The organism is Pedobacter jeongneungensis (assembly GCF_000633455.1).
Taxonomy (GTDB): domain Bacteria; phylum Bacteroidota; class Bacteroidia; order Sphingobacteriales; family Sphingobacteriaceae; genus Pedobacter; species Pedobacter jeongneungensis_A.
Genome location: NZ_AYMG01000031.1, coordinates 37,147 through 49,640, shown reverse-complemented (window position 1 = coordinate 49,640; position 12,494 = coordinate 37,147). Strand labels below are relative to the sequence as shown.

The window sequence follows — 12,494 nt, the reverse complement described above, 5'->3', positions numbered from 1 at the left end:
AATAAAAATTGCAGGATCTTTTTACGTTAAAACATTCATTAAAAAATGTTTCCGATTGTTTGATCATTAACGTGAAGGTCGCGGTATCGGTAAAATTTCAGATAAACATCATTCTGCCCATAAAAAATAGAAACAAAAATAAAGATGCGCAAAAATACATTGAAGATTGGTCTGTTCGGTATCGGCCTGGATACTTACTGGGATCAATTTGAGGGCCTGGAGAAGAGGTTAGAAAACTATCTTTCTATTATTGAGAAAAAAATTAAAGCTTTTCATCCTGAGGTAGTTAACATTGGGATTGTAGATAATATTGATAAAGCTTTTGATGCCGGCGACCGTTTCAGGAACGAAAGCGTTGATCTTATATTTCTTTACGTAAGCACCTATGCACTTTCATCAACGGTATTACCTGTGGTACAAAAGGCAAAAGTTCCTGTAATCATTCTGAATATTTCTCCGGAGGCCGCTATTGATTACGAAAAATTTAATCAAATGGGCGATAGTGTAAAAATGACAGGAGAGTGGCTGGCATTTTGTTCTGCCTGTCCGGTTCCCGAAATTGCAAATGTATTCAACCGCACCGGTATAAAATTCCACCAGATCACAGGTATGCTCAATGGTGATGAAGAATTATGGAATGAGGTAGCCCAATGGGTGGAGGCTGCAAAGGTTAAAAATATCATGTCGTACAATCGTATGGGCTGCTTGGGACATTATTACAGTGGTATGCTCGATATCTACACCGATATAACCAAACAGTATGCTTATTTCGGGGGGCATATCGAAATGCTTGAGGTGGAAGAACTGGCATCACTTAGAAAAACGGTAACAGAGAATGAAGTTGCAGAAAGGATTGAACATTTCAAGATACAGTTCGATATACAGGCCGATTGTTCTCTCGAAGATCTTCAAGAATCTTCAAGAACATCAATTGCATTAGACCTACTTGCCGAAAAATATAAACTTGGCTCATTTGCATACTATTATAAAGGGACAGGAAACAAAGAAAATGAAGATACGATCAGCTCGATTATTTTAGGCAACTCGTTGCTTACGGCCCGCGGGATTCCTGTAGCAGGAGAATATGAGATAAAAAACGTGCAGGCGATGAAAATCATGGACAGCTTTGGGGCTGGCGGTTCCTTTACAGAATATTATGCTATGGATTTCAAAGATGATATAGTTTTAATGGGGCATGATGGGCCTGGCCACATTGCTATCGCAGAAGGAAAAACAAAAGTGAAGCCGCTTAAGGTATACCATGGAAAAGTTGGCAGAGGTTTATCGGTAGAAATGTCCGTGAAGAATGGTCCGGTCACCTTACTGTCAGTGGCAGAAACAAAGGATGGAAAGCTTATGTTGCTGGTAGCAGAAGGTGAATCAGTGAAAGGCCCTATTCTGCAGATCGGAAATACCAATAGCCGCTACAAATTCAGTATTGGGGCGAGGAGGTTTGTAAATGAATGGAACCTTAACGGACCAGCGCATCATTGTGCTGTAGGAGTAGGTCACATTGCAGATAAGATAGAGAAGCTTAGCGAACTGTTGGATATGCAGGTAGTTAGAGTTTGTTGATTTGAGTTATATGCAGAAAAATAGTTCGGTTATAAATTAGCATATAATAAAAAAATGAAAGTGTACCTATAATTAGGTTTTTATTCCTTGTTTTCAGCTATATGGTAATGTTTTGGTAATCAGTGTTTTGTAGGGGTTTTCAAGAAGAGGGCGTTTAATTGTTATGCAGTGTACTCAGACAGGGTGATGAGGATCTTTGCGCCTTTTCCGTTTTCGCTCTCAACCCAAATATAGCCGTTATGCCTTGTGATGATTTCCCGGCGCAGAAACAGTCCGATCCCGAATCGAGAGATTGTCGGTTTGTTTTTGGACCTGTAATAGCCACAGAAAATCTTTTCTTTTTCACTGGCTGGAATTCCCGGTCCCTCATCTATTACCGCGACCATTAATCCTTCTCCATCTTCACTACACTTATGATGTTTGAGGGAATTTAAAATTATTATCTTTAGAGAACTGATACAGGCTGTGATCTTCTTCAGTTCCGGCGTTACTTAAGTGTTAATTAAAAGAGATTAAGCTATTTTAAATGCTACAGGGGGAGGCTAAAGTAAAAGGTGGATCCCCTGCCCAGCTCGCTCTCTAACCAAATTTCGCCGTTGTGCCTGCTGATGATCTCGGCACAGAGGTAAAGTCCGATCCCAAAGCCGGCTATCGTAAGTGACTGATCGGTTACACGGTAATAGCGCTCGAAAAGTTTATCCTTATCTTCCTTTTTGATCCCGCTTCCCTGGTCGCTAACCGAAACGGTTGCTTTGCTGTCTTCTTTTTTGCAGGTAATATTGATTGTGGTTCCCACTGGAGAATATTTTACCGCATTGCTGATCAGGTTGGTCACCACGTGACCGATCTTATCTCGATCGGCATTTACCAATACCTCTCCGATTTGTTCGAAGACTAAGTGGTGGCTGTTGGCCGTTACCTTGAACTCAGCCTCCATCTCACTCACCAGTCCGGAGAGATCAAAGTTCTGTTTCTCGATATGGATTTTTCCAGATTCCAGTCTTGATACATTGAGAAAGCTGTTGATCATGCCAGTCATCTTTTTTAGCTGGTTATTGGCTTTGTCTAATGCCGTGGAGGCAAAACTATCCCCATTTTTTTGTGCCTTGCTGTATAGGAGCTGTACATAGCCCGTCAGAGAGGTCAGTGGAGTTTTCAGCTCGTGGCTAACCATTCCGATAAAATCGTTTTTTCGCTGCTCGTCTGCTTTGAGTTCTGTGATATCGGAAAGCACACCGACCATTTTGACGGGTTTTCCCTGATCATCGTATCTTGCCCTGCCATGGGCACTGATCCAATGGACCGATCCGTCCGGCCACATGATTTCGTACTCTCCCTTGTATATGCTGTGGTTTTCTTTGGCAATACTAACCAGTTCCCTGATCGGATCCCGATATTGGGGAAGCATCGCCTCAAACATATCCGAATACACGAAATCCTCATCTGGTTTTTTTCCGAAGATGCGCCTAAACTGCTCGTTGTATTTCATTGTTCCGCTTGCCAGATCAACCTCCGTTGATCCAAGGGAGCCAGCGTCCATGGCGATGCTCAGCCTGGTATTTGCCTCTGATATCTCTTTTCTCGCATTTACCTGTTCGGTAACTTCGGTAACCACTTGTAGGATGCTTGAGATCTTGCCAGCTTCTTCTATAGGCTGATAGATGAAGTTAAAGTAGCGTTCCTGTGGGATATTGTCCTTGATGATGACGGCTCTGCTTTCCAGGCCATGATACGGCAACCCTGAATCCAGAACACCGTGAAGGATTTTGATGAAGGGCTGGTCTGCGATCTCGGGCAATACCTCATCAAATCTCTTTCCCTCTATTTCAGCTGTCCTGTTCCATATTTCAAGCATTCTCTCGTTAGCGCTTTCCACGATAAGTTCATGCCCCCTAAAAACGTTAATCGCAACCGGAGCCTGTTGGATTAACCTGCGGAATTTTTGCTCGCTCGCTGCCAGGTTCTTAATGAGCAGCTCAGTCTTTTCCTGCCCGGTAACCTGTTCTGTAACATCCTGTAGTACCCCGCTCAGGCGGATGGGCTTTTTATCGGCATCAAAATGTGTTTTACCTTTGGCTTTGATTATCCTGGGCCTAGGATCTTTTGGATTGATGATCTGATAGTCGATTTCATAATCTCCGCCGGAACTGAAGTCAAGTGAATGCGATATCGCGGCCCTTACCCTTACCCTGTCTTTTTCTGCTATGACCTGTAGCGCTTTTTCCAGCTCAAGCCAGTCTCCCTCGATTCCAAACCATTTCCGGAGCTTGTCATTCGCCGAAAAGCTACCATTAAGGGGGTTGAAATCAAAGGTACCCAAACCTGCGGCATCTATGGCAAGTGCTGCCTCTTCCTGGCTGATTTTTAGTTTTTCATATACCATTGTGAGCTGCTGGTTGAATTTCAGCATTTCCTCATTTGAGGCCATCAGTTCTTCATTGGATGCCCTGATTTCTTCGTTTGAAGCTTCAAGCTCCTGATTTAAAAAAGAAATCGTTTCTGTCCTTTCCTTAACGCGGGCATCCAGTTTATCGTTTAGTAATTGTAGATTTTCCTTTGTCGCATGGAGTTCATCATTGATTGCCCTAATTTCCTCTAGTGCGGCAGAGAGGTCCTCATTTTTGGTATTGAGCTCTTCATTAAGCGCTTGTTCTATCCTAAGGAATTCGGCATGCTCATTTACCTGCTGGAGTGCGCTCTGTTTTAAAAACCGGTCAGTAACATCAGTGGCTGTGTGCAGTATACAGATAGTTTTGCCGTTTTCATCAAGTATAGCCCTGTATTCAAAATCAAAATAGAATAACTGATCCTCACCATTTATGTTAAGCTCGGCAGGAGTGTCTGAACCTGATATGGTTAGCCCCTCAATCCACACTTTTGCAAACATTTCGATAAATGGCTGACCTTTTAGTTCGGGAAGGGCATCCTCAAGAGATTTGCCTATAACTGACCGGTCCTTGCCCCATATGCTGAGCATTGCGTCATTGGCAAACTGGATATGGGCTTCCTCGCCGATATGTAGTGCTGTAGCCGTGCTGATCTGTGAAAATATGTCGATAATTTGCTGCGGATCCAGAAAGGGAGGAGTAGTTGGCATGAACTTGGGATTAAATCCGTAAAGTTAACGTTTTATTGGATTGGCTAAAGGCAGATTGGTCATAAGCCTGTAAATCATCAGCTGTTTTTATGCTAAAACAGTTTCATCAATTGGTTAGTGGCTCTAGCTTGAGGTTTCGTTGGTAAGGGATGTAGCTCTGGTAGTTCTATATTATGAAGTGCTTTTAACAAAACATATTGTGTGGTTTTAGTTTTTGGGAGAATTATTTATCAAACGATTTTTAATCTTGTCTGTTTATTGTTTAAACGATAGTATCTTGGAAAATTCACGCCCAAATGACCTGGCAGTTCTGGTACAGAACAAGCTCCGTCTGACCAAAAGCAGTTCGACTCTTCCCGAGCTCAAAGTTCTTGAGGATCTTTTTGACTGTCTTTTCTATTCGAGCATGTGTAAAGAGGAAAGTGAACTGATCAGGGTAACAGTGACTTTCATCGATCCGGAAAACCCAGATCCTGCACCACCGGGGCACATTGTTCCGGAAAGATGGAGCTGCATTGCTTTCGATCACCATGTTATGATGACGACAAAGTCTCTTGCAAAGCTTTCCAAGGCAGCAGACCCTGCCAGCTCCTCACTTGCGGTGTACTATAACGAGGAGGGCCTTATTTATATCTGGGGGATGATTGATCAGGCGATGCACTATCAGAATTTTCTGAACTATGAGTCTGATACAGGCTCAGAACAGCCTGGCCTTTTTCAGGTTTCTATAAGTGACATCGGGACGCTGAACGTACTTTTTGATTACGAGCTCCTGGCTACCCTAAAACACAATGTTCTCGTTAAGCGTTACCTGGATGTCCTGACTATTGGACCGATTTCTAAAATGTTAAGGAAGAATGCGGATTTTTTGAAGATTACCGTAAAGGGCTATATTGAGCAGGTTCATCCAACCGAAAGCTATGCAGACTGGGAGAATTTTTTGGATGGGCTCTGGATCCAGACCTTTTCAAGGCTTTTACTCAAGATACAGAATTATCAGCATGGGGGAGCTATATTGATTGCCGATGATAGCGCAGACCTGGATGTAAAATACAGAATCCACTATGAACGTTTAACTCTGGCAATGGTATCACATGCCAGAGCTGCAATTGATAACTTTGTAGCCGAGAGCAAAATTGCGGGTGATTTGAGTTCGGGGAAAAGATCGGTAAGTAAATCGCTATACCTGCGGGAAACAGGCTCTTTTTATGATAAAAAGGGTACTGGCGATGAGATCAAGGGAGCAATCAGTTTTATTGCCTCCCAAACCTGTGTGGATGGGGTGGTATTGTTTAATCGCAGCATGGTCAGTAATGGCTTCGGCGCAGTACTCCGGGCAAAAAAGATGCCGCGCAAGATCTACGTTTCTTCCACTGCTACCGCAACGCCGAAGTCGCTGGAACCCCATGATCCCAGGCATTATGGAACCAGGCACCGGTCTATGATCGCTTATTGCTGGAACCATCCCTCATCCCTTGGATTGGTCATCTCCCAGGATGGAGATATCAGGGCTTTTTCAAAAGTCGAGGATAAACTCATTATGTGGGAAAATATCAAAACGCAGCAATACCTGACCGGAAGGTCTCAAAAGCAGCGGAAAAACCAGGTGCAAACACAGGTTTAAATGGAACCATTTTCTAATCTTAATTGCTTTTGCGCCGCCCACACAACTTTATATATGACCTGTAGCATACGCTTAACACACTCAGGAAGCGCTAATCGATAAACTATGTAAATCATCATCTGGACTGAAACACGTCCTGCAATTCGTAAAAGACTTCTGCAGTCTCACTAAAAACTATTGATCTGTAACAGAAAAGAACCTGGATGCGGCGCGCTCCTGTAACCAGAACGGAGAACGGAAATGTGGAAGGTAAAGATTGGTTAAAGTCGGAAATATATACTTTCTCTATGGCCCCTGTTAAAAGAAAATGTCAATATAGTCTGTGGTCTCTCCGTCGCAGTTGAGCATCTGCTGAAGCCGCCAGTATTTTCTAATGCCTGTTGCTTTGAAGATATATAGTCCGCTAAGCTCGCAGGGCTGACCGCCGTTGCTTGAATTTATTTTAGAGATGATCGTTCCATTGAATTTTAGTGTGCGGCCCTTGTTTAAAAATGTGCCGTTTATGGTGACGTATTCCTGCGTCTGAGGATCTCTATGGCTGCCTTCAATGCTGTATTCATCTTTTCCGATGGATTTGATGTTGACACTGCCCGGGTTGTTTTTGTTGAAGCTGATCCATTGGATGGTAAAGGCGTGCCGTCCGGTACGTACCGGTTTCTCCTGTGAAATGGCAGGCAAAGTAAAGATAAAAAGGGCGGCAATAAGGAGGATATTTTTCATGTGGATATTTGAATACCGGAGAAAGGGGCTATTGTTAGATTAAAACTTATTTACCCAGCGTTATTTTGGTGAAAACTTCTGTACTTTTTTTAGATCCGAGCCCGAGCTCACCAAATGAACTCTGACCTGAAACATACAAGGTTTTATCTGTCTTGAGCATAAGGGTATGGTAGTCTGCAGCGCTGATCTGGGATACATTATCAGAAATATGGATAAACCTGTTCTGATCCGCTCCCTGGATACCAAAGGTGCCGAAGCTATTGTATCCTGATGCCCATAAGCTATTGTCGGTTTTTATTACAAGAGAGAAAAAACGTCCTCCGGCCATTGCTGCCGCATTGTCCATCACTTTTACAAAGCTGTTCTGTTTGGTGCTGTTGCCCAGGCCAAGTTCACCGTAATCATTGGATCCGGCAGCCCATAGGCTGTTGTCGGTCTTGATGATCAGGGAGTGGTATTCAAGAGCCTTAACCGCTTTTACCCCGTCCATTACTTTTATAAAGCCATCCTGATCGGTATAATTTCCAAGACCTAGTTCGCCTTCGATGTTTCGGCCGCAGGCCCAAAGGCTGTTATCGGTCTTTAACATCAGGATATGGTTCATGCCAGCAGAGATAGAGCGTACGTTGTCTGCGATTTTGGTATAGGTTGAAACCACATCCGCTTTTGAGTATGCACTCCCAAACAGGTTACGGTGGTTAAAGCCTACTGCCCAGAGGCTGTGGTCTGCTTTGATGATAAATCCGTTTTCGGTACCGGCTTCAATCTGCTCAGCGCCATCGAATACTTTTTTGAACTGTCCGTCAAATGGTGAGTTGCCTGTTCCAAGTTCCCTGAAATCGTTACTACCCGCGGTCCATACAGTGTTATCGTTTTTTAAAACCAAAGCCCTGCTATCTTTGATGGAAACATCCTTTGCCTGAGCCATGATGCGGATGAAACTGGTTTGTTTTCCGATGTTTCCCGCTCCAAGAACCATGCTGCTATTCTGTCCGGTTGCCCACAGGTTGCCCTGTTCGTCAATTGCCATGGAATTGCCGAAGGATGTTGATACTTTCAGGAAATAGGAGTCAGCTGCCGCCGGAGAGACAGGTTCATCATCACCACTATTTTTCTTGCAGGAAATTACCATTAGGCAAAAAAAGAGGGTGAGCAATAATGTGCATGTTTTTAGCTTACTAGATTGCAGGTAGATTTTTATCATATTGATTTGTTGGAAATGGCCTTTATTGGATTTTTGCGTGCATTTTAAACCGTAAAACCGTAAATAGGATAACCACCGGAAATACAGTTTTGTTTTGAACTTCAGCGGAGTTTATTCTTTAAGGGATAATATTCCGGATAGGATTATTTATTGAGGGATTATATCCGGATATTTGAATGTTCCTGTTTTTTTTTGCTGTTGTTCGCCCTAAGTCAGCCGTTGTCGGATGATAGTGCATTTTACAAACAATCCTGTGCCGGATGTGTTGAGCATATATTATTATTCATTTCAACAGGTTCTCCCATCTTTATAGCCTAAATTATATAAATCTTACCATGAACAACGCGAAAAAAATTCTTCCTTTTGCCAATGGACATGCTTTAATCTCAACGATTGCCGTCAATTACCTATCCAATGCCGGACTTTTAAATGGGGATAGTATGAAAACGGTCTCTGATAGGTACCTCAATTATTTTACACCAGCCGGTTATGCCTTTTCGATATGGGGTCTTATTTATCTTGGGCTGCTAGCTTTTGTTTTTTATACAGGAATTGATGGTAAAAAAGATCCGGGCAAATCCGGTGTCTTGTCAAAAATCGGTTGGTGGTTTGTTTTATCCTGTCTGGCCAATTCTTTTTGGGTAATCGCCTGGTTATATGATTATATAGGTCTTTCGATTTTAATCATGGGTGTTATTCTATTTTCCTTGCTAAAGATTATAACCAATACCCGAATGGAACTTGATGCTCATCCTTTAAAAGATTATCTTTTTATATACTGGCCATTTGCTTTATATTCAGGATGGATTACAGTAGCTTGGATTGCAAATATTTCTGCATACCTAACCAAAATAAGCTGGCAAGGGTGGGGTATTTCTAATGATATATGGGCCATCATCATGATATGTGCAGCTGGATTAGTTAATGTCCTAATGGTTTACACCAGAAATCTGCGGGAATTTGGGGTGGTGGGCATATGGGCATTATTTGCTATCTCTGTTTCCAATAATGGTTATCCTGATAGGGGAAACATTGTTTATACCTGTTATGCTGTGATTATTATGATTGCTGGATTTGTTATTCATAATGGACTGAAAAGCCATAAACGTTCAATTCATAACATGTGACAGGGTATTTAGATTGAGGTTGAGATATCGTGAAAGCAGGTTTCAGGACTTTTCATATTTATCTATTTCAATTTATCTTTAACTTCTAATCTATGTTTTCTATGCAACTCGCTTGAAAAAGCATATTTCTTGTTACACTAGAATGATCTGGTAAGATAAAGATAGGAATACCGTTGAACAGCGATTATTATAAAATGCCGCGTTCGCATTTGTAGATTATTTTTAAGTAAATTCACAAAAAAATTAATTTAAACGTACGAGTTTGCTCAAGTATTTTGATTGAACATTTTGATAACCTACTAACAATAACAAGTGATATTTTTAAAGCTCAGATGGCCCCTTTTTTTTATTTTGCTTGGTTTTACCACCGCTTCTTTTGCTCAAAGCCTGATTTTGCCTGGCGAAGAGGTGCTTTTTTCGTTTGAGACCCAAAATGGAAAGAGGTTAACATTAAATAAAAGCAAAGCAGATAATAACATTGTTTACAGATTTGGTACAAAAGACAAAGTTGAATTCGAATTCCCGGGTAAATCAAAAAACAGTCGCAAGGATTTTAAATATTCATTCTACATGCGTGGCGGTGGAGTGCAAAATGAAGGGATGGATTTGAATTACGTCTATTTTAGCAACAACGGTTTTAAGTATGTTATCTATGACACTTATGAAGCTGTTGGCCGTAAGCAGGAGATTGGTGTGAAAATCATCAATCTTAAAACACAAAAGAAAACAGATATAAGGGGCAACCTGAAAACACGCAAAGGAAGCCTGATAGATTTTAGGTTTAATAAATTTTTGGAAATTGGCGACGAACTGTTCGAATAACGACTGCTGTAACTTGTATTGATGTTGATATTTCTTTTATGAAAACTTCAAAAAGCTCAGACAAAGTTTTTGCCTGAGCTTTTTTGTCCTAAATACTTAAACGAGGGGTAATTTGTAAATACGAATTTAGGATATACCCTAAAGCTATAAATTCAGACCCTGCTGGTAAAATCGGTAAATACCTTAATAATAGTTAGTTAACTCTTGTGTTTGTCAGTCGGAGGTATTTGATAAGTGCTTCAGGATGATCAGTCTGCAATCCCTGCACACCGTATTTTATTACCTGATTCCAATCTTCGGGCGTTTCGCTGGATTTTTGTACATCAGGAAAAATACTGATGCCCATTTTTCTTAAAACCGGCAACAGCGTTTCATTGGGCATATTATCGATTGCCTCCAACGGTGTTTTTGCAAAAGCGCCAAGCAGATCTTGCGCTGTAGTAATTCCCGGATCCAGGCGCGACATCAATGGCATTTCAGGTGCGGTTTTCCGCCAGGAAATGTAATCGCTGTTTCCGCCAATGTAAACCAGGACCTGATGCTCCATTCCCACCTTTTTAATTGCCTTGTATGTCTTTTCTACGTCGGCAGCTTTAAAATCTAAATAAATATTGATCTTTCCCTTGCAGGCTTTTAGTGCTTCTTCAAAACTGGCAATTTGGTGCAAAGTCCCATCTCTTCCTTTAAGAATGAACTTTTTAGCCTCTTCAAAATCGAGGTCTTTTATTAACCCCTTCCCATTGCTCACCTGATCTACCCGGTCGTTGTGTAAAAGTATAAGCTGTCCGTCTTTTGTGGTACGTAGATCCAGTTCTACATAATCAGCCCCAATAGCAATAGCCTCCTCAATGGAGGCTATTGTGTTTTCGGGTTTAATTAAATGACTTCCGCGGTGGGCAATTACAATAAAAGCATTTTTTGATTTTGGCAATGGCCTGATCATTTGTTGCGCGAAAACCGGTAAGTACAACCCACTTATTAAAATGGTAAATAAAAATGGTTTTATTTTTAGTCCCATTGTTAACGTTTTTGCGTAGGATTAAGATCTGTAAATGCGGCAGCACGGTCTCTGCTGGCTTTTTTTAACGAGAAAGCATCAAAAAGTTCGCCCGATGTTTTGTAAGCCTCAAATTTAAGGTCTGCACCATCAACGTGAATCACCTGGAAAAGCTGGGTGTTTTCTAAAGATACATCCATCCACTTGGCACCATCTACCTGGTACATTTTAGGGCCTGCAACCGAAACCAGGTAAACCGGTCCGCTTACTTCTCTTCCTGATAACCCCCTTGGCAGGTTTTGCCCACGGCTATAGGTATGGTCGTGCCCTTGCAGCACCAGATCGATGTGGTATTTGTCGAACAAGGGTTTAAAACGTTCCCTGAATTCCTTATTGTCCCTGCTTTTTGCGGTAGAAAAAATAGGGTGGTGAAAGGTAATCACGGTCCATAGCTTTGTATTTTCCTTTAACACTTTTTCGAGCCATTCGTATTCAGCTTTGGCCGAAGCTTCATCCAAAATGATCATTTGAGAATCCAGTGATATAATTCTTACGTCCTGGTAATCCACATAATAAACAGATTCTTCCAGTCCCTTTGGGCCATTGCCTGCAAAAGTATACTGTACGCCCCAATGTGGATCGAGTACGAGTTTTCTTTTATCATCGCGCACATATTCGTGGTTTCCGGGAGAGGGGATGCTGGGAATCATACCATTGATAAAACCACCTCCATAATGCCATTCGCCCCATTCCTGGTCATTGTTCGAACGGTTGATCAGGTCACCTGCGTGGATGATAAACCTTGCATCCGGTTGGTGCGAAAATGCCTTGCGGATAACACGCGACCATTTTGAACGGATATCATTCTGTGCATCGCCAAGATAAATGAAAGAAAACGGCGTGTTTTTAACCGATGCAGTTGTAAACTGAAACCACTCGCTCCAATGCTCGCCCGATCCAACACGGTAAGCATAAACCGTTGATGGTTTTAGGTTGATAAAGGTAACGTGGTGATATTTTGCAATTTCATAATTATTTCCGCTTCCCAACAGGGTAGAAGTTGCATCATAGCCCGTAATTGACTGTTCTAGTGCCGGATTAGAATCCTCAGCCTTGATTTGTGCTTTTGAAGCCTTAATCGTAGTATCAGTGCGCCAGTTAACCGTTTGGCTGGTGGCAGGATCTCCGGCCCAGGTTAAAATTACACGGTCGGGAAAATGCCCCGGTTTAAAATCCTGGGCATATGTTTTTGCGCCAAAGGCTAAAACAGAGAGTGTAAATAGAAAAGAAAAAGCTTTGATATATAATTTCATGTTATAATAATTAAT

At 41.9% G+C, this 12,494-nt stretch carries 10 protein-coding genes; 4 read left to right on the top strand and 6 right to left on the bottom strand.

Features of this window, described 5'->3' with window-relative positions:
• The first annotated feature begins 144 nt into the window (after positions 1-144).
• Positions 145-1,575: an arabinose isomerase gene (locus U859_RS0125095; protein ID WP_025146010.1), complete on the top strand. Its 1,431-nt coding sequence runs from the start codon at positions 145-147 to the stop codon at positions 1,573-1,575.
• Between the two features lie 161 nt (positions 1,576-1,736).
• Here the strand turns inward: U859_RS0125095 and U859_RS32730 are convergent, their stop codons facing one another.
• Together U859_RS32730 and U859_RS31720 are read right to left on the bottom strand one after the other, a co-directional pair.
• Complete coding sequence (locus U859_RS32730) at positions 1,737-2,012, bottom strand: sensor histidine kinase (protein WP_410477234.1); 276 nt, start codon at positions 2,010-2,012, stop codon at positions 1,737-1,739.
• 92 nt (positions 2,013-2,104) lie between these two features.
• The gene (locus U859_RS31720; protein WP_025146009.1) at positions 2,105-4,672 is read right to left on the bottom strand and encodes an ATP-binding protein; all 2,568 of its coding nucleotides are present in this window, start codon (positions 4,670-4,672) and stop codon (positions 2,105-2,107) included.
• Positions 4,673-4,949: 277 nt separating this feature from the next.
• On the opposite strand from U859_RS31720, the gene U859_RS0125085 reads away from it, so the two are divergent.
• On the top strand, positions 4,950-6,296 hold the full coding sequence (locus U859_RS0125085) for a putative sensor domain DACNV-containing protein (protein WP_025146008.1): 1,347 nt from the start codon (positions 4,950-4,952) through the stop codon (positions 6,294-6,296).
• A 297-nt stretch (positions 6,297-6,593) separates the two neighbouring features.
• Here U859_RS0125085 and U859_RS31340 read toward each other — a convergent pair whose 3' ends face one another.
• Both U859_RS31340 and U859_RS0125070 read right to left on the bottom strand, forming a co-directional pair.
• Positions 6,594-7,016, bottom strand: coding sequence for a hypothetical protein (locus U859_RS31340; RefSeq protein WP_025146007.1), 423 nt, complete (start codon positions 7,014-7,016; stop codon positions 6,594-6,596).
• Between the two features lie 46 nt (positions 7,017-7,062).
• On the bottom strand, positions 7,063-8,220 hold the full coding sequence (locus U859_RS0125070; RefSeq protein ID WP_162800037.1) for an RCC1 domain-containing protein: 1,158 nt from the start codon (positions 8,218-8,220) through the stop codon (positions 7,063-7,065).
• A gap of 335 nt (positions 8,221-8,555) precedes the next feature.
• Between U859_RS0125070 and U859_RS0125065 the strand changes: the two genes are divergently transcribed.
• On the top strand, positions 8,556-9,347 hold the full coding sequence (locus tag U859_RS0125065; RefSeq protein WP_025146005.1) for a hypothetical protein: 792 nt from the start codon (positions 8,556-8,558) through the stop codon (positions 9,345-9,347).
• Between the two features lie 351 nt (positions 9,348-9,698).
• Positions 9,699-10,169, top strand: a complete 471-nt coding sequence (locus U859_RS0125060) for a hypothetical protein (RefSeq protein WP_162800036.1) — start codon at positions 9,699-9,701, stop codon at positions 10,167-10,169.
• Positions 10,170-10,362: 193 nt separating this feature from the next.
• Here the strand turns inward: U859_RS0125060 and U859_RS30660 are convergent, their stop codons facing one another.
• A complete protein-coding gene (locus U859_RS30660; protein ID WP_025146003.1) occupies positions 10,363-11,187 on the bottom strand; it encodes a glycerophosphodiester phosphodiesterase family protein in 825 nt (274 codons plus the stop codon).
• A 2-nt stretch (positions 11,188-11,189) separates the two neighbouring features.
• Positions 11,190-12,479 (bottom strand): purple acid phosphatase family protein, encoded by a 1,290-nt coding sequence (locus tag U859_RS0125050; RefSeq protein ID WP_051584776.1) that lies wholly within the window; start codon positions 12,477-12,479, stop codon positions 11,190-11,192.
• Between the last annotated feature and the right edge of the window lie 15 nt (positions 12,480-12,494).

What these genes read in the sequence shown, in the direction of transcription:
- U859_RS0125095 (WP_025146010.1), top strand. Translation starts at nt 145, where the DNA reads ATGCGCAAAAATACATTGAAGATTGGTCTGTTCGGTATCGGCCTGGAT.
- U859_RS0125050 (WP_051584776.1), bottom strand. Translation starts at nt 12,479, where the DNA reads ATGAAATTATATATCAAAGCTTTTTCTTTTCTATTTACACTCTCTGTT.
- U859_RS30660 (WP_025146003.1), bottom strand. Translation starts at nt 11,187, where the DNA reads ATGGGACTAAAAATAAAACCATTTTTATTTACCATTTTAATAAGTGGG.
- U859_RS0125070 (WP_162800037.1), bottom strand. Translation starts at nt 8,220, where the DNA reads ATGATAAAAATCTACCTGCAATCTAGTAAGCTAAAAACATGCACATTA.
- U859_RS31340 (WP_025146007.1), bottom strand. Translation starts at nt 7,016, where the DNA reads ATGAAAAATATCCTCCTTATTGCCGCCCTTTTTATCTTTACTTTGCCT.
- U859_RS31720 (WP_025146009.1), bottom strand. Translation starts at nt 4,672, where the DNA reads ATGCCAACTACTCCTCCCTTTCTGGATCCGCAGCAAATTATCGACATA.
- U859_RS0125065 (WP_025146005.1), top strand. Translation starts at nt 8,556, where the DNA reads ATGAACAACGCGAAAAAAATTCTTCCTTTTGCCAATGGACATGCTTTA.